The organism is Mycolicibacterium hodleri, assembly GCF_025822245.1.
Lineage (GTDB): Bacteria > Actinomycetota > Actinomycetes > Mycobacteriales > Mycobacteriaceae > Mycobacterium > Mycobacterium hodleri.
Window position 1 is genome coordinate 1 of the sequence record NZ_JACKTL010000005.1, and the last position, 17522, is coordinate 17522.

At 67.9% G+C, this 17522-nt stretch carries 17 protein-coding genes; 5 read left to right on the top strand and 12 right to left on the bottom strand.

Annotated features, from left to right (window positions below; translation table 11 throughout):
* Positions 1–165: 165 nt before the first annotated feature.
* The gene (locus tag H7J06_RS00370; protein ID WP_264035952.1) at positions 166–957 is read right to left on the bottom strand and encodes an enoyl-CoA hydratase/isomerase family protein; all 792 of its coding nucleotides are present in this window, start codon (positions 955–957) and stop codon (positions 166–168) included.
* Between the two features lie 56 nt (positions 958–1013).
* On the bottom strand, positions 1014–1187 hold the full coding sequence (locus H7J06_RS00375) for a hypothetical protein (protein WP_264035954.1): 174 nt from the start codon (positions 1185–1187) through the stop codon (positions 1014–1016).
* 127 nt (positions 1188–1314) lie between these two features.
* On the opposite strand from H7J06_RS00375, the gene H7J06_RS00380 reads away from it, so the two are divergent.
* Positions 1315–2856, top strand: a complete 1542-nt coding sequence (locus H7J06_RS00380) for an alpha/beta hydrolase (RefSeq protein WP_372515200.1) — start codon at positions 1315–1317, stop codon at positions 2854–2856.
* Here the strand turns inward: H7J06_RS00380 and H7J06_RS00385 are convergent.
* The 8 genes from H7J06_RS00385 to iolC form a co-directional block, all read right to left on the bottom strand.
* Positions 2853–3833, bottom strand: coding sequence for an adenosine deaminase (locus H7J06_RS00385; protein WP_264035956.1), 981 nt, complete (start codon positions 3831–3833; stop codon positions 2853–2855). The two genes, H7J06_RS00380 and H7J06_RS00385, sit on opposite strands and share 4 nt — an antisense overlap.
* Before the next feature lie 7 nt (positions 3834–3840).
* Complete coding sequence (locus tag H7J06_RS00390; RefSeq protein WP_264035958.1) at positions 3841–4692, bottom strand: sugar phosphate isomerase/epimerase family protein; 852 nt, start codon at positions 4690–4692, stop codon at positions 3841–3843.
* Positions 4693–4781: 89 nt separating this feature from the next.
* Complete coding sequence (locus H7J06_RS00395) at positions 4782–6275, bottom strand: CoA-acylating methylmalonate-semialdehyde dehydrogenase (RefSeq protein WP_264035961.1); 1494 nt, start codon at positions 6273–6275, stop codon at positions 4782–4784.
* Positions 6276–6283: 8 nt separating this feature from the next.
* On the bottom strand, positions 6284–7159 hold the full coding sequence (locus H7J06_RS00400; RefSeq protein WP_264035963.1) for a sugar phosphate isomerase/epimerase family protein: 876 nt from the start codon (positions 7157–7159) through the stop codon (positions 6284–6286).
* 11 nt (positions 7160–7170) lie between these two features.
* Complete coding sequence (gene iolD / locus H7J06_RS00405; RefSeq protein ID WP_264035965.1) at positions 7171–9117, bottom strand: 3D-(3,5/4)-trihydroxycyclohexane-1,2-dione acylhydrolase (decyclizing); 1947 nt, start codon at positions 9115–9117, stop codon at positions 7171–7173.
* Between the two features lie 2 nt (positions 9118–9119).
* Positions 9120–9986 (bottom strand): 5-deoxy-glucuronate isomerase, encoded by an 867-nt coding sequence (gene iolB / locus H7J06_RS00410; protein ID WP_264035967.1) that lies wholly within the window; start codon positions 9984–9986, stop codon positions 9120–9122.
* Between the two features lies 1 nt (position 9987).
* Positions 9988–10881: a Cgl0159 family (beta/alpha)8-fold protein gene (locus tag H7J06_RS00415; protein WP_264035969.1), complete on the bottom strand. Its 894-nt coding sequence runs from the start codon at positions 10879–10881 to the stop codon at positions 9988–9990.
* Positions 10874–11845, bottom strand: coding sequence for a 5-dehydro-2-deoxygluconokinase (gene iolC, locus H7J06_RS00420; protein ID WP_264035971.1), 972 nt, complete (start codon positions 11843–11845; stop codon positions 10874–10876). Before iolC ends, H7J06_RS00415 begins: the two co-directional genes overlap by 8 nt.
* A 154-nt stretch (positions 11846–11999) precedes the next feature.
* Here iolC and H7J06_RS00425 point away from each other — a divergent pair, with 154 nt between their 5' ends.
* The 4 genes from H7J06_RS00425 (at position 12000) to H7J06_RS00440 (ending at position 15785) form a co-directional block, all read left to right on the top strand.
* Positions 12000–12731: a GntR family transcriptional regulator gene (locus H7J06_RS00425; RefSeq protein ID WP_264035973.1), complete on the top strand. Its 732-nt coding sequence runs from the start codon at positions 12000–12002 to the stop codon at positions 12729–12731.
* A 165-nt stretch (positions 12732–12896) separates the two neighbouring features.
* Positions 12897–13889, top strand: coding sequence for a substrate-binding domain-containing protein (locus H7J06_RS00430; RefSeq protein WP_264035975.1), 993 nt, complete (start codon positions 12897–12899; stop codon positions 13887–13889).
* 14 nt (positions 13890–13903) lie between these two features.
* Positions 13904–14962 (top strand): ABC transporter permease, encoded by a 1059-nt coding sequence (locus tag H7J06_RS00435; RefSeq protein ID WP_264035976.1) that lies wholly within the window; start codon positions 13904–13906, stop codon positions 14960–14962.
* A 4-nt stretch (positions 14963–14966) separates the two neighbouring features.
* A complete protein-coding gene (locus tag H7J06_RS00440) occupies positions 14967–15785 on the top strand; it encodes an ATP-binding cassette domain-containing protein (RefSeq protein WP_264035977.1) in 819 nt (272 codons plus the stop codon).
* 66 nt (positions 15786–15851) lie between these two features.
* Here H7J06_RS00440 and H7J06_RS00445 read toward each other — a convergent pair whose 3' ends face one another.
* Both H7J06_RS00445 and H7J06_RS00450 read right to left on the bottom strand, forming a co-directional pair.
* Positions 15852–16787 (bottom strand): class I SAM-dependent methyltransferase, encoded by a 936-nt coding sequence (locus H7J06_RS00445; protein WP_264035978.1) that lies wholly within the window; start codon positions 16785–16787, stop codon positions 15852–15854.
* 77 nt (positions 16788–16864) lie between these two features.
* Positions 16865–17521, bottom strand: a complete 657-nt coding sequence (locus H7J06_RS00450; protein WP_264035979.1) for a TetR family transcriptional regulator — start codon at positions 17519–17521, stop codon at positions 16865–16867.
* Position 17522 lies beyond the last annotated feature (1 nt).

The window sequence follows — 17522 nt, forward strand, 5'->3', positions numbered from 1 at the left end:
TCGGTATTGGGGTGCGTGTGGTAACCACACCGATACCGGAGGTCCTCACCTACTTTCGGAAGCCACGCCGTCGGTATTGGGGTGCGTGTGGTAACCACACCGATACCGGAGGTCCTCACCTACTTTCGGAAGCCACGCCGTTCACAACCTGCCTGGTCATTACAGCTAGCGCCCCTGGTAGGTCGCCTTGCCCGGTCCATGCTCGAGGAAGCTCGCGACGGCGCCCTTCAGGTCCTCGGTCGCGAACAGCGCACCCGACACCTCCGGGGTGACGCCGTCGGCGTGACCGACACCGCCCGAGCGCCACGCCGCGATGATCTCCTTGGTCGCCGCGTGTGCCTTCGTCGGTCCGTCGGCCAAGCGGGCGGTCAGCGCGCGAGCCGCCGACTCGACGTCGTCGTGCACCGCGTTCACCACGCCCCATGCCGCCATCGTGGCCGCGTCGTACACGTCGCCGGTCATGACCAACTCCCGCGCCCGGCCCGATCCGGCCCGCTCGGCCAGCCGCTGCGGTCCGCCCATGGACGGTGTCAGCCCGACGACGGTCTCGACGAGTCCGAACTTGGCGCGCGGCCCGGCCAGGATGACGTCGCACGCCAGCGCGATCTCGAACGCTGCGGTGAGCGTCAGGCCGTGTGCGGCAAACACGACCGGGCATGGCAACGCCTCGACGGGCGCGATGATCTGGGTGAACAGCGTGCGCCACAGGTCGGCGCCCTGCTGCTCGGTCAGCCCCTGGAAGACGTGGACGTCCACGCCCGCCGAGTTCACCTTGCCCTCGGCGCGCAGCAACACGGCGCGAGGCGGGTCGGCTGAGAGCTCCGCGACGTTGGCTGCCAGCGAATCGAACATGGCCTGGTCGAAGAGGTTCAGAGGGCCGTGGTCGAAGGTCAGGGTGGCCAGTTCGGCGCCCGACGGAGTGGCGGATCGAACGACGGTGGTGGGTTCAGTCGGCACGGTGTCAGGGTGTCATCCCGGTTGCCGACGTGCCCGGGGAGGTCCGGTCAACCGGCTCAACCGGAGACGTCCACCATTCCCTGGTGGTCCTCGATCACGACGCGCTGGCCATGCTCGGCTTCCTGCACGTCGATCCGCACCTCGCGGCCGCACTCCGGACAGGCCACCGCCGTGTCAGGGGGCGGCTCACCCGGCAGTTCCCGGCCGCTGCCTGCGCACTGCTGATTCATGTCGTCCCCACATCGCACTCGACGTTCTGGCTCTGGCAGTGGCGACATACCCGCAGGCGGCGCGGTTGACGCGCCGGTGTGCGAAGGTCGCGAGGTTCTCCCAGGTGGCCCTGGCAGCATGACGGCAATGAGCTGGAATCACCGTCGCGGCGCGGGTCGGTCACTGTTGGTCCTGGCCGTGGTGACCATGGTCGGCGCGGTGACGGCCGGATGCGGCGGGACCGTCGCCGGCAAGCCTGAGGCCAGCGCGGAACGGGCGGGCGAGACCGTGCAGTGGGGTCCGTGTCGCGTCGTGTCCGGAGGGGGCGACGCACAACCCCCGGAGGGCGCGGAGTGTGGAAAGCTCACCGTGCCGGTCGATTACGCGAAGCCCGACGCCGGCACCGCCGACCTGGCGTTGATCCGCTTTCCCGCCACCGGTGAGAAGATCGGATCGTTGGTGGTCAATCCGGGCGGTCCCGGCGAGTCGGGGGTCGACGCGGCCGCGGGCATGGTGGAGGGCTTGCCGGCGGAGATTCGGCAGCGGTTCGACCTGGTCGGATTCGACCCGCGCGGCATCGGCTCGTCGACGCCGGCGGTGCGCTGCAACTCCGACGCCGAGGCCGACGCCGAGCGCGCCGACCCGCAGGTCGACTACAGCCCCGCGGGCGTCGCCCGCATCGAGGACTCCGAGAAGCGGTTCGTGCAGCGCTGCGTCGACCGGATGGGCAAGGAGTTCCTCGCCAACGTCGGAACCGCCAGCGTCGCCAAGGATCTCGACGCGTTGCGCGCCGCGCTGGGCGACGACAAGCTGACCTACCTCGGCTACTCCTACGGCACCCTGATCGGTTCGGCATACGCCGAGGCCTATCCGGACAAGGTGCGGGCGATGATCCTCGACGGTGCCGTCGACCCCGACGCCGACCCGATTCAATCGGACGTCAGCCAGGCGGCCGGCTTCCAGAAGGCCTTCGACGACTACGCCACCGACTGCGCCAAGAACGCCCGGTGCCCGCTCGGCACCGACCCCACCAAGGCCGTCGACGTCTACCACCACCTGGTCGACCCCCTGCTGGCCAAGCCCGCGCCGACCCACGATCCGCGCGGGTTGGGCTTCCGCGACGCGATCACGGGCACCACCATGGCGCTGTACTCACCGAGCACGTGGAAGCAGTTGACGGACGGCCTGACCGAACTCGCGCAGGGCCACGGCGACACCCTGCTGGAGCTGGCCGACGACTACTCCCAACGCGACGAGCAGGGCCACTACGCCAACAGCAACGACGCCCAGATCGCCGTCACGTGCGTCGACCAACCGCCCGTCACCGACCGCGCGAAGGTCGTCGACGAAGACCGGCAGATGCGAAAGGTGGCGCCGTTCATGACCTATGGGCCGTTCACGGGCAACGCGCCGCTCGACGACTGCGCCTTCTGGCCGGTGCCGCCGACGCGCACGACCCACGCGGCGGCTGCGCCCGGCCTGCCGCCGGTCCTCGTGGTCTCGACGACCCACGATCCGGCCACCCCGTATCAGGCGGGGGTGAACCTGGCCAAGGAATTGCACGGCGCGCTGCTGACCTTCGAGGGCACGCAACACACGGTGGTCTTCGAAGGCGATTCGTGCGTGGACGAGGCCGCCACCCGATACCTCGTCGACCTCGCGCTGCCCGCCGCCGGAACCACCTGCTAACCCGCCGCGATCTCGGCGAGCAACTCCGCCTTGCGGGCGTCGTCGGCGAAGGACGCGGTGACGGAGTTGCGGGCCAGCGTGGTCAGCGCCGCCTCGTCGAGGCCGAGCGCGTCGCGCACCGCCCTCACGTTGTCGTCGAGATAGCCACCGAAGTAGGCCGGGTCGTCGGAGTTGACGGAGACGTTGAGACCCCGCCGCAGCATGGCCGACAGCGGATGGTCGGCGATGTCGTCGACGACGCGCAGCCGCACGTTCGACAGTGGGCACACCGTCAACGGCGTCCGCTCGGTGACCAGGCGTTCGACCAGGGCGTCGTCCTCGAGGCAGCGGATGCCGTGGTCGACGCGCTCGACACCGAGCAGATCGAGGGCCTCCCAGATGTAGCTGGGCGGCCCCTCCTCACCGGCGTGCGCCACCAGGTGTAGACCCTCGGCCCGCGCCTTGGCGAACACCTCGACGAACTTCGACGGTGGGTGGCCCACCTCGGCGGAGTCCAGTCCGATGCCGACGATCGGACTGCCCAGTGCGACAACGGCTTCCAGGACGTCCATGGCGGACTCGGCGCTGTGGTCGCGCAGCATCGCGATGATCAGGCCACTGCTCACGCCGTGCGTCGCCAGCGACGACGCCAGCGCAGTCGAGACGCCGTCCATCACCTCCTCGAGGGCGATCCCGCGGCTCAGGTGGGCCTGGGGGTCGAGGAAGACCTCGGCGTGTCGGACCCCGGCGCGTGCGGCTCTGGCGAGGTACGCGTCGGTCATCTCGGCGAAGTCCGCCGCGGTCTGCAGCGTGGCCATGTTGGCGTAGTACAGGTTCAGGAACGACTGCAGGTCGGCGAAGTCGTACTGCGCCGAGAGTTCGTCGACGTCGGCGTAGGGCAGGTCGATCCGGTTGCGCTCGGCGAGGCGCAGGATCGTCTCCGGTTCGAGGGTGCCCTCGAGGTGCAGGTGCAGTTCGGCGAATGGCATGGTGACCATTGTCGCCTCATCGCAGGACGGTCAGCGCCGACTCCGCCGCGAGTCGCAGGGCGCGGTCCACCGGCAGCGCCCGAAACGACGTCGACAGGATCTCCACGCCCCACGGCCCGTCGAACCCCAGCTCGCGCAGGGTCGCCACCAGACCGGTGAGGTCGAAGGCTCCGTCGCCGCACAGCACGCGGTTGTCGACTGTGTCGGCGAACAGCGTGCCCACGACCTCGGCCACCGCGTCGTCGAGTTCGACGCCGAAGATCATCTCGGGCGTCAGCGTGGCGCGGAGTTCGGCGAGCGACGTGCCGGCCCGGAAGACGTGCCAGGCGTCGACGAGCAACCCCGCCGCGGAATGTCCTGCCGCCGAGACGATCTCGGCGCCCGTCGGGACCGTGGCGATGGCCGAGAAGGGCATGGTCTCGATGGCGACACGGGTGCCGTGGGCCTGCGCCTGCTCGGCGAGCTCACGAAGGGGTGCGGCAAGGGCGAGCGGGTCGGTCGCCGGTGGCCCATTCTCCGACCCGATCTTGATCATGGCGGGGCCCAGCACGTCGGCCGCCTCGAACAGGAGGTCGCGGACGTCGTAGGTGTGCCCCGCGGCGCCGCGCGGAATCCACCAGCGTTCGAGCAGTTCGATCTCGACGTGGGTCAGTCCCGCGTCGGTGATCAGGCCCTTGAGCGCGTCGAAGCCCATGGCGTCGCGGATGACGACGAGGTCGTCGACGATCAATCCCAGGCCGCAGAAGCCGGCGTCGGCAACGGCCTTCACCCGTTCGGCGACGGGTACCGGACTGACGGCGGGTTGGTGCATCGGCGAGGTGTTGCCTGCGCTGGTCCATGCGGTAGCCACCAGGGCTGGTGTGGTCACTACATCCTCCAAACCGCGTGTCGAGTGTGCGGTGAGATCGCGATGTCGGACGACACGGCGATCTCACCGCACTCTCGATGGCGTGTGGGTCAGGCGTTTTGGGGGAAGCCGAGTTCGATGCCGCCGTGGCTGGGGTCCAGCCAGCGGCTGGTGACGGCCTTGCCGCGGGTGAAGAAGTGCACACCCTCGGTGCCGTGGGCGTGGCTGTCGCCGAACAGCGAGGCCTTCCAGCCGCCAAAGCTGAAGTACGCCATGGGTACCGGGATGGGCACGTTGATGCCGATCATCCCGACCTCGACCTCGTTCTGGAACCGCCGGGCGGCGCCGCCGTCGTTGGTGAAGATGGCGGTGCCGTTGCCGTAGGGGTTGGCGTTGACCAGTTCGAGTGCCTCGTCGTAGGTCTCGACGCGGATGACCGAGAGCACCGGTCCGAAGATCTCGTCGGTGTACACGCTCATCTCGGGGGTGACGTGGTCGATGAGGGTGGGGCCCAACCAGAAGCCCTCGGCGCCACCGTCGGCGGTGACGGTGCGCCCGTCGACGACGATCTTGGCGCCGTCGGCCTCACCGGCGTCGACGTAGGAGGCGACCTTGTCGCGGTGGGCCTTGGTGACCAGTGGGCCCATGTCGGTGTTCTTGGTGCCGTCGCCGATCTTCAGCGGCGTGGTGCGCTCGGCGATCTTGGCGACCAGGTCGTCGGCGATGGGGCCGACGGCCACGCATGCCGAGATGGCCATGCAGCGCTCACCGGCAGAGCCGAAGCCGGCGTTGACCATCGAGTCGGCGGCCAGGTCGAGGTCGGCGTCGGGCAGGATCACGGCGTGGTTCTTCGCCCCGCCGAGGGCCTGGACCCGCTTGCCCGCGGCGGTGCCGGTGGCGTAGACGTACTGCGCGATCGGGGTGGACCCGACGAAGCTGACGGACTTGATCTTCGGGTTGGTCAGCAGTTCGTCGACGACGGTCTTGTCGCCCTGCAGCACGTTGAAGACACCGGCGGGCAGCCCGGCTTCCTTCCACAGTGCGGCCAGCCACAGCGACGCGGTCGGGTCCTTCTCGGACGGCTTGAGCACCACGGTGTTACCGGTCGCAATGGCGATGGGGAAGAACCACATCGGCACCATGGCCGGGAAGTTGAACGGGGAGATGACCGCCACCGGGCCAAGGGGCTGGCGGATCGAGTAGACGTCGACGTTGGTCGAGGCGTTCTCGGTGAAGCCGCCCTTGAGCAGATGCGGGATGCCGCAGGCGAACTCGACGACCTCCTGGCCACGGCTGACCTCGCCGAGCGCGTCGGATACGACCTTGCCGTGCTCGCTGGTGATGATCTCGGCCAGCTCGCCCTTGCGGGCGTTGAGCAATTCGCGGAAGGTGAACAGGATTTGGGTGCGCTTGGCCAGGGAGGTGTCGCGCCAGGCGGGGAACGCCGCCGCGGCGGCGTCGATCACCGCACGGGCGTCGTCGACGCTGCCGAGGGCGACCTCGCCGGTGACCTCTCCGGTCGCGGGATTGGTGACGGGCGCGGTGTCGGAACTGGTGCCGGGGAACGCGTCGTTGTTCACCCAGTGGCCGATGGTGGTGGTCATGTCTGCTCTCACTTCGTGTACTTGGAGACGTAGTCGGTCATGGTGGCAAGCTGGTAGCGCGACACCTCGTGCGCGTTCTCGTCCTCGGCGAACACCGAGGACACCATCACGGTGTCGGGACGGTCGTAGAACCCGATCTCGGCGAGCCCGGAGAAGAACTCGTCCCAGTCGACGTCACCGTCGCCGATCTTGAGGTGCTGGTGTACCCGGGCGGCGTTGCCCGGCGGGTTGGTGATGTACCGCAGGCCGTGGCTGCGATGGTGGTCCATGGTGTCGGCGACGTGCACCAGGCGCAGCTTGTCGCCTGCGGCGCGCATGATCTCGATCATGTTGCCGCCCATGTGGAAGGTGTGGCACGCCACGTAGACCATGCCGAGGTTGGGGGAGTTGACGCCCCGGATGATGCGCACCGCTTCGAAGCCGTCTTCGACGAAGTCGTCCGGGTGCGGATCGATGCGGACGTCGATGCCTTCGCGCTCGAACATCGGCATCAGTTCCTCCATGGACCGGAAGAACGCCCGCTCGGATTCCTCGGCGCGTTCCGGCCGTCCGGAGAACTCGGTGTTGATCACGTCGACGCCCAGGTCGACGGTGATTTGGACGACGCGCTTCCAGTTGCGGACGGCCGCTTCGCGGGCGTCCTCGTCCGGACCCGACCAGCGCAGCACCGGCAGGACCGAGGCGATGCCGACGTTCGCGTGGTCGCAGGCCTTGCGAAACTTGGCCACCAGGTCGTCGTCGGCCCGCGGGTGGTTGAAGAACGGGATGAAGTCCCGGTGCGGGGTGAGTTGCAGGTATTCGTAGCCCAATTCGGCCGCCACGCGCGGGAATTCGAGCAACTCGTAGTCGTGGTGGAACGGGGTGGGGTCGAGTGCGATCTTCATGGCGGTCCGTGTCATTCGCTGGGTCGGACGAACGGACGCTGGATCTTCTTCCAGTCGGCGTACGTTCGATGGGCGGATTGGGTCGACTCGAGGGTGGACGTCTCCGACACCGGTACGTCCCACCAGGATTCGCTGTCCGGGGCGAAGATCAGCGGATCGGTCTCGACGTGAATCACCGTCGTGCGGTCGCTGGCCTTGGCGACCTTGACCGCATCGGTGAACTCGGCCGCGGTGACCACGCGGATCACGTCGGCGCCGAGGCTGGCGGCGTTGGCGGCCAGGTCCACCGGCAATTGGTCGCCGTCGAGGCGGCCGTCGTCGCTGCGGTAGCGGTAGGCCGTGCCGAACCGCTGAGAGCCCAGCGCCTCGGAGAGTCCGCCGATGGAGGCGAAGCCGTGGTTCTGTACCAGCACGACGACGACCTTCACGTTCTCCTGCACGGCGGTCACCAGTTCGGTGGCCATCATCAGGTAGGAGCCGTCGCCGACCATGACGAACACGTCGCGGTCCGGCTCGGCCATCTTGGCCCCGATGCCGCCGGCGATCTCGTAACCCATGCAGGAGTAGCCATATTCGACGTGGTAACCCTTGCGATCGCGGGTGCGCCACAGCTTGTGCAGGTCGCCCGGCATCGATCCGGCGGCGCAGACCACGACGTCGCGCGGATCGGACAGGGTGTTGACCAGACCGATCACCTGGTTCTGGTTGAGCGCCACGTCGTCGTCGAGCTTGTACACCGCGGAGACGGTGTCGTCCCACTCCTGAGCGAGATCCGCCGTGCGAGTTCGATAGTCGTCGCTCACCGAATAGTCGCCCAGGGCGACGCCGAGGGCCTCGAGGGCCTCGCGGGCGTCGGAGACGACGCTGACGCCGCCCTGCTTGACCGAGTCGATGGATGCCACGTTGACGTTGACGAACTTGACGTCGGGGTTGTTGAACGCCGTGCGGGAGGCACTGGTGAAATCGCTGTAGCGGGTGCCGATTCCGATCACGACGTCGGCCTCGGTGGCCAGTGCGTTGGCGGCGGTGGTGCCGGTGGACCCGATGGCGCCGACGGACTGCGGATGGTCATACGGCAGCGAGCCCTTGCCGGCTTGGCTCTGCCCGACGGGGATGCCGGTCTTCTCGCAGAACGCGGCGAGCGCATCGGTGGCGTCGGAGTAGATGACGCCGCCACCGGCGACGATGAGTGGCTTCTTCGCCGCGCGGATGACCTCGGCCGCCCGGGCGATGACGGATCGCTCCGGCATCGGACGTGCGACGTGCCAGGTGCGTTGAGCGAACAGTGATTCCGGCCAGTCATGCGCCTCGGCCTGCACGTCCTGGGGAATGGATATCGTTGCCGCACCCGTCTCCACGGGATCGGTCAGCACGCGCATCGCGCCGAGCAGGGCGGCGGGCAGCTGCTCGGGCCGCCACACCCGATCGAAGTAGCGCGACAGCGGCTTGAACGCGTCGTTGACGGTGACGTCGCCAGAGGAGGGCAACTCGAGTTCCTGCAGAACGGGGGAGCTCACCCTGGTGGCGAAGGTGTCGGCGGGCAGCAGCAGGACGGGCAGTCGGTTGATGGTGGCAAGCGCCGCGCCGGTCAGCATGTTCGTCGAGCCGGGCCCGACACTGGCGGTGACGGCCCACGTCTGCAGCCGGTCCTTCTGCCGCGCGTAGGCGACGGCGCTGTGCACCATGGCCTGCTCGTTGCGGCCGAGCACGTAACGCAGCGACGGCTCGGTGCCGGTCTCGATCGCGGTGAGCTCGTCTTGCAGCAGGGCCTGACCGAGGCCGGCGACGTTGCCGTGCCCGAAGATGCCGAAGGCGCCCGCGAAGAACTTGGTGCGGGTGCCGTCGTGCTCGACGTACTGATTGCCGAGGAACCGAATGGTGGCTTGGGCGACGGTGAGTCGCACGGTCGGTTCGGTGTCGGCGATCTTCTCGGCCCGCTTGGGTGCGGTGGAGACCATGATCATGCTCCTGTCTGGTGCAGGGGGAGGCGGGGGTCTATCGGTTGGTCGTCCCACGTGCCCCGGAGCCACGCGTGCTCGGGGTCGTCGACGATCTTCCAGGCGCGCTCGGCGCCCGGTCCGGCCATCACGTTCAGGTAGTACATGTGGTAGCCGGGGGCGGCAACCGACGGGCCGTGATAGCCGTGCGGCACCAACACGACGTCGCCGGTGCGGACTTCTTCGAGCACCTCGATCGGCCGGTCCGGCGTGCCGTACACCCGGTGGTAGCCAAATCCTCTGGAACCGTCTGGGCCAGGGGCGATCTCGAAGTAGTAGATCTCCTCGAGCTCGGACTCGGTCGGCGTGTTCTGGTCGTGTTTGTGGGCGGGGTAGCTCGACCAGTTGCCGCCGGGGGTGATGACCTCGCAGGCGATCAGCGAGTCGGCCTCGAACACGCCTGCCGTGCCGAAGTTGTGGACCTGGCGGCTGCAGTTGCCCGCGCCCCGTAACTCGACCGACACGTCGGCGGCGGCCACGCGGCGGTTGGGAAACGCCGTCCTGGCGCGGGCGCCGCAGATGGCGAACCGGCCCTCGCCGGAGATCACGTAGGTCTGGTCGACGCCGAGGTACACCATGTCCGACGGGCCGTCGAACACCGATGCACGCGGGGACAATTCGAAGGTGGTGCCGTCACATTCGACCGTCCCGCCACCGGCCAGCGGCAGGATCATCACCTCGGTGTCGCCGGTGTGGAGCTCGGCGGTCTGGCTGTCGTCCAGTTCGAGGACCTGCAGGGAGGATTCGGTCCACCCCGCCGACGCCGGGGTGACGTCGACCGTGAAGGGCAGTTCGGCGCTGCGGGCCGGGATGTAAAGCTCGCTGTGCATGTCAACGCACCATCGAAACGGCCGTCGCCACGGCGGAACTCACGTCGTCGTCGGCGGGGTACAGCAGCGTGCGTCCGACGATGAGGCCGCGCACCGACGGCAGGCCGAGGGCCTTCTCCCAGGAGGCGAACGCCTCGTCCGGGTCGGCGGGGTCGCCACCGAGAAGCAGCGTCGGCATCGTGGTGGACTCCATGACGCGGTCCATCTCGGGGACCACGGGCAGCTTCATCCACGTGTAGGCCGACGTCGACCCGAGGCCCTGACCGATGTGCACCGACTTGATGACGGCGTCGGGGCTCAGGTCGTTGTGGACCTTGCCGTTCACGCGGCTGGACATGAACGGCTCGAGCATGGCGATGAGGCCACGCGCGGCGAGCTCGTCGACGGCCTTGGCGCACGCCGTCATGGTCGCGACGGTGCCGGGATCGTCGAGGGCGATGCGGCACAACATCTTTCCGCCGTTCATCTTCGCGGCTGCCGTCGACTCGGCGGTGGCACCGGTCATCCGGTCGTCGAATTCGAACGCCGCGCCGGCCAGACCGCCACGGTTGAACGACGAGAACACCACCTTGTCCTCGAGCGCCCCGAGGAGCAGGAGGTCGTCGAGGATGTCCGACGTCGCGAGGACGCCGTCGACGCCCGGCTCGGCGAGTGCGGCCCGCAGTCGGTCGAGCAGATCGGTGCGGCTGTTCATCGCGGTGGGGCGGTTGCCCACGGCCAGCGCACCACGCGCGGGGTGGTCGGCGGCGACGATCATCAGCCGGCCGTCGCCCCGGATGGTCGGGCGCGTGGTCCTGGTGTCCCAGGCGCGGGCGACGGCACCCGGGTCGGCGGCGCGCAGCTCGGTCACGGCGGCGTAGTCGGGGCACAGAGCGGTGGAGGTTGCGCTAGACATTGACGGCCTCCTCGGCGGTCCGTTCGGCCAATTCGGCGACTTCTGCGGCGGTGGGCATGGCGGTCGAGCACTCGAGCCGCGACGCCACGATGGCCCCCGCGGCGTTCGCGTAGCGCAGCGTCTTCTCCAGCGACCAGCCGTGCAGCAGACCGTGAATCAGGCTGCCGCCGAAGCTGTCTCCGGCGCCGAGGCCGTTGACGACGTCGACCTCGTTGGGCGGCACGGTCACCGAGGAGTGCCTGGTCTTGCCGAGTACGCCGCGCGGGCCCTGCTTGACGATCGCCAGCTCGACGCCGAGGTCGAGGAGGGCGTCGGCCGCCTTGTGCGGGTTGGTCTCGCCGACGGCGATCTCGCACTCCTCGCGGTTGCCGACGGCGACGGTGACCTGCTGCAGGGCGCGCTGAACCTGCTCGGTTGCGGCGGCGGCGTTATCCCAGAACATGGGTCGGTAGTCGAGGTCCAGCACCGTCAGCGGCGCCCGGCCGCGATGTTCCCAGGCGGCGAAGTGCGCGCTGCGGCTCGGCTCCTCGGACAGCCCCGTCACCGTCGACCAGTACAGCCGCGCGGATCGGACGGCCTCGGCGTCGATCTCGCCGGGGGTGACTTGTAGGTCCGGTGCGCTGGGCTTGCGATAGAAGTACAACGGGAAGTCGTCCGGCGGGAAGATCTCGCAGAAGGTGACCGGGGTCGGAAACGCGTCGTGGGTCGCGACATAGCGGTTGTCGACCCCGAGCCGGGCCAGTTCGTTGCGGACGAAGCGACCGAACGGGTCGTCGCCCACGCCGGAGATCAACGCCGCGCGGTTGCCGAGCCGGGCGGCGGCGACCGTCACGTTGGCGGCACTCCCGCCGAGGAACTTGCCGAACGACTCGACCTCCTCGAGGCCTACGCCGATCTGCAGTGGGTAGATGTCGACGCCACTGCGACCGATGGCCAGCACGTCGAACGGCTCTGAGGTGGACAAGTCAGCTCCCGGGTCGGTTTGGGTTGAGGCTCTCCACGACTGTGCCCCCCGTCACTCGTGTCTGTCAAGAGTTTGTCCTGACATTCAGACTTGCGGTCATGTCGGTGTTACCCTGAGGCCCAGTCTTGCCTGGTCACTTGAGATCGGAGTCGACGTGCCACTCGACGTAGAGCTCGACCGCTCGAGCCCTGTTCCGCTGTACTACCAACTGGCGCAGGCGATCGAGGCGGCCATTCGCGACGGCCACCTGGCTCCGGGGGACCGGTTCGAGAACGAGCTCGACCTGGCCAAGCGCCTCACGCTGTCGCGGCCGACGACGCGTCGGGCCATTCAGGAGATCGTCGACAAGGGTCTGCTGGTGCGCAAGCGGGGGGTCGGCACCCAGGTGGTGCAGAGTCCCGTGCACCGTCGCGTCGAGCTGACGAGCCTGTTCGACGACCTCGCCAGGGCCGGGCAGGAACCCACCACCGAACTGTTGGACTACCAGGTCGGCCAGGCCGACGACGAGGTGGCGACCCAGCTGAACCTCGCCAGCGGCCACGAGATCGTCACGATCCAGCGGCTGCGCCGCGCCAACGGTGAGCCGCTCGCGGTCATGGTCAACTATCTTCCGGTCGAATTGGCGCCCGAGGCCGACGAACTCGAACGCAGTGGGCTGTATCAGGCGTTGCGCGCCCGGGGTGTGCACATCCGGTTGGCCAGGCAGCGCATCGGCGCTCGGCCCGCGACGCGCACCGAGGCCAGGTTGTTGAGCGAAAAGGCCGGTGTCCCACTTCTGTCGATGAGCCGGACCGCCTTCGACGACTCCGGCAAAGCGGTCGAATACGGCGACCACTGCTACCGCGCCTCGCGGTACTACTTCGAGACCACGCTCGTCGACCGTTAGCCGGTCGTTCGACGGCCAGCCCTCGATCCGGCTGGCTAACTTCGTCGCGCCCATTCGGATATGACCTGCAGTCCTAATGTCCGAACAAAGTATTGACTTTCACGTGTGACCCGTATTACATCGTCTCAAGGCCGTGTCCCACGGCACCCGCAGACAGGAGAGACGATGAAGTTTGTTCGGCTTGCAGCCGCCGCCGGTGCAGGGGTAATCGCCCTGGGGCTCGTGTCGTGTTCGAGCACGGGCGGCAAGCCCGCCGGGTCCGGTGAAGGCTCTGGAGGCGGGGGCAGCGTCGACACCCCGCGGATGACGGTCGCGATGATCACCCACGAAGTGCCCGGCGACTCGTTCTGGGATCTCATTCGCAAGGGCGCCGAAGCCGCCGCGAAGAAGGACAACATCGAACTCCGGTACTCCAACGACCCGGAGGCGCCCAACCAGGCCAACCTGGTTCAGAGCGCCATCGACAGCGGCGTGGACGGCATCGCCGTCACGCTCGCCAAGCCCGACGCGATGGCCCCCGCGGTGAAGGCGGCCGAGGCCAAGGGCATTCCGGTCGTGGCGTTCAACTCCGGCTTCGACAACTTCAAGTCGATGGGCGTGCAGGAGTACTTCGGCCAGGACGAGAAGCTGGCCGGCATCGCCGCCGGCGAGAAGCTCAACGCCGACGGCGCGAAGAAGATCGTCTGCGTCATCCAGGAGCAGGGTCAGGTGGCCCTCGAATCCCGTTGCGCCGGAGTCAAGGAAGGCTTCAAGGGGGAAAGTGAGATCCTCAACGTCAACAGCAAGGACATGCCGTCCGTCGAGGCGACCATCACGGCCAAGCTGCAGCAGGATCCCACCGTCGACCACGTCGTGGCGCTCGGTGCGCCGATTGCTCTGACTGCGGTTCAGTCCTTGGGCAACGCGGGCAGCCAGGCGAAGATCGTCACCTTCGACACCAACGCGGCCCTGGTCGACGCCATCAAGGGCGGAAAGGTCCAGTGGGCCGTCGACCAGCAGCCGTACCTGCAGGGCTACCTCGCCATCGACGCGCTGTGGCTCTACAAGAACAACAAGAACCTGATCGGCGGCGGTCAGGCGACGCTGACCGGACCGTCGTTCATCGACCAGGGCAACATCGACGCCGTCGCCGACCTGGCCAAGGCCGGAACTCGCTAGGAGCGGGAGGAAACATGACTACGCAAACAGACCTCAACGTGGGCGGCCACGAGGTGGTGCGCGACGAACGTGTCAAGGAGCGAAATCGCCTGCAGAGGCTGTTGATTCGCCCCGAGATGGGGGCGGGCATCGGTGCCATCGGCATCTTCGTCTTCTTCCTCGTCGTCGCACCCCCGTTCCGCGAGGCCAACTCCCTCGCCACCGTGCTGTACGCCAGTTCGACCATCGGCATCATGGCGTGCGGCGTGGCGGTCCTCATGATCGGCGGGGAGTTCGACCTCTCCGCCGGCGTGGCCGTGACGTTCAGCTCGCTGGCCGCGTCGATGCTGGCCTACAACCTGCACCTCAACCTCTGGGTGGGAGCGGTGCTCGCGCTGGTGCTCGCGCTGGCCGTCGGCTTCCTCAACGGCTTCCTGGTGATGAAGACCAAGATTCCCAGCTTCCTCATCACGCTCAGCTCGTTCTTCATGTTGGCCGGCATCAACCTCGCGGTGACCAAGTTGGTCTCCGGGCAGGTGGCCACGCAGAGCGTTGGTGACATGGCCGGGTTCGACTCCGCGCAGAAGGTCTTCGCGTCGTCGTTCGACGTGTTCGGCGTCAGCATCCGCGTCACGGTGGTGTGGTGGCTCGCCTTCACCGCGGTGGCGACCTGGGTGCTGTTCAAGACCAAGGTCGGCAACTGGATCTTCGCCGTCGGCGGAGACGCGGACAGCGCTCGGGCCGTAGGTGTTCCGGTCACCAAGGTCAAGATCGGACTCTTCATGTTCGTCGGGTTCTGCGCCTGGTTCGTGGGCATGCATCTGCTGTTCGCGTTCAACACCGTGCAGTCCGGTCAGGGCATCGGCAACGAGTTCTTCTACATCATCGCCGCGGTGATCGGCGGCTGCCTCCTCACGGGCGGCTACGGCACCGCGATCGGCGCGGCCATCGGTGCCTTCATCTTCGGCATGACCAACCAGGGCATCGTCTACGCCGGTTGGGACCCGGACTGGTTCAAGTTCTTCCTCGGCGCGATGCTGCTGTTCGCGGTGATCGCCAACAACGCCTTCCGCAACTACGCAGCGAAGAAGTGATTCGATGACCACCACAGTTGAAAAGCCAAGTCACGACGCCCCTTCCGGTGGGAAGGTCCCGCTGGTCGAACTGAAGGACGTGGGCAAGGCCTACGGCAACATCACCGCCCTGAAGGGCATCTGCCTGCGGGTGCACGCCGGCGAGGTGACGGGGATCCTGGGCGACAACGGCGCGGGCAAGTCCACCCTGATCAAGATCATTTCTGGTCTGCATCAGCAGACCGAGGGCGACCTGCTGGTCGACGGCGAGTCGATCAAGTTCGGCTCACCCGCCGACGCGTTGTCCAAGGGCATCGCCACGGTGTACCAGAACTTGGCCGTCGTCCCGCTGATGCCGGTGTGGCGCAATTTCTTCCTCGGCCAGGAGATCCGCAAGAAGTCGTTCCCGTTCTCGTTGGACGCCAACGCGATGCGGGCGACCACGCTGACGGAGTTGTCGAAGATGGGCATCGAACTGCCCGACGTCGACGCGCCAATCGGGTCGCTGTCGGGTGGGCAACGGCAATGCGTCGCCATCGCGCGTGCGGTGTTCTTCGGGGCCCGGGTGCTGATCCTCGACGAGCCCACCGCGGCACTGGGCGTCAAGCAGTCCGGGGTGGTGCTGAAGTACATCACCGCGGCCAAGGAGGCGGGCTTCGGCGTGGTGTTCATCACGCACAACCCGCATCACGCGCACATGGTGGGCGATCACTTCGTGTTGCTCAACCGTGGCAGGCAGAAGCTCGACTGCTCCTACGACGACATCACCCTGGACCGGCTCACCCAGGAGATGGCCGGTGGTGACGAGTTGGAGGCATTGACCCACGAACTGGGCCGCAAGTAGGTCGGCCCCTTCGACTCCACGGACCCCGTCGGCCGCACTGGCCGGCGGGGTCGTCGTGCGGAGGGGTCAGAGCCGGCCCTCGACGAACACGCTGTTCGGCACGGGCGCGTCGACGTCGCTCGGGAGTGCCCGGCCGTAACCGGCCAGCAGGTCCTCGGCGCTGATGGCCGTGACCGTCCAGCCATGTGCGCCAAGCCAATCGGTGACTTCGGTCCGCTGTCCGTCGTAGAGCAGCTCGCCGATGTCGGTCCCGGCGTCGCTGCCCAGCTTCTGCGCGACCTCCCGATACTTCTCCATCTGTTCCTTGCGCTGGGCGACGCTCTCGTCGCTGAAGAAGTCCCCCGTGAAGGCCTCGACCGCTATCCGGCTACCCGGTGCGCTCAGGGACTGAATGCGGTCGAACAACAGGTCCTGTGCCTCCGGCGGCAGATATGGCAGCAGCCCCTCCGCCGACCACGACGTCGGGGCGGAGGGGTCGAAACCCGCCTCCACCAACGCCTTCGGCCAATCGTGGCGAAGGTCGATGCCGACGTCGACGAGCCTGGCGACGGGTTCGGCGCCGTGGGACTTCAGCGTCTCGAGCTTGAAGGCGAGCACCTTTGGCTGGTCGATCTCGTAGACCACACTGCCCTGCGGCCATGCCAGTCGCCATGCCCGCGCGTCGAGCCCCGCAGCCAGGATGACGGACTGAGCGATACCCGCGGCGGCCGCGTCCAGGAAGAACTCGTCGAAGTACTTGGTGCGCGAGCCGATGTAGCTCTTCATTGCCTCGGTGCGCTTCCCGAAGTCGGGGTCGACCTCGGCCAGCTCGGCCGGGGGCTCGTCGCTGAGGTAGATCTTCCAGACGCCGTCACCGGCCGCGTCCAGGAACAGGCTCGCGAACGGATCGTCGATGAGGGCGTTGGGGCTCCTCGTCTCGGCCGCCCGACCTCCGGCAACGCCGAGGGCGGTGACACCGACGCTCTCGTTGATGTCCCACGTGTCGTCATCGCTCCTGGCCATTGCCCGTTCCCTCCGCCGTCGGTATCTAGCTCCACTACCTATTGTGCCCGTCGAACCTGGCAACGAGTGCCCGTGCTCTAGGCGTCACTCGCTGCGGGCGGCACCAGGTCGGTGAGCTCGGCGCGAACGTCGACGACCCGCTGACGCATCGCCTTCGCAGTCAGGGTGGGGTCACACCGCCCCAGGGCGACCTCGACCCCGACCTCGCGGGACGCGCATGCCAGGGCTGACAACCAGACCCGCATGACCAGCCAGGGTCCGCGAGCGTCGGGATCGACGCCCATCCGGTGCGCGATCGACTCGAGCAGGCCCTGGTGCGTGGTGCCGATCGCCAACGGGCGAAGGGTGGCCGACTCGCCGATCACGAGCAGCGCGCCGGCCAAGAGGGTGGGCGTCACGGCATGTCGGCCGCCGTGGACGTCGTCGAGCATCTGAAGATGCGCCTCCACGAGGGCGTCGAGCGGCCCGACGGCGTCGTCCACCTTCTGCAGGTGCACCCGTGCGGTCTCGGCCATGTCTTGGATGACCGAGAGAATCGCGGCTTCCTTGGTGGGGAAGTAGCGGGAGAAGGTTCGCGGCGAGACGTCGACCGCGGCGGCGATCTGCTCGACGGTCGCGTTCGCGAACCCGTGCCGCCGGCTCAACTCGACGGCCGCTCCCACCAACTGGACGCGGGTGCGCAGCCGCTTCCGTTCCCGCAGGCTCACTGGCACTCCGTCGGCGGCGTCGGTCACG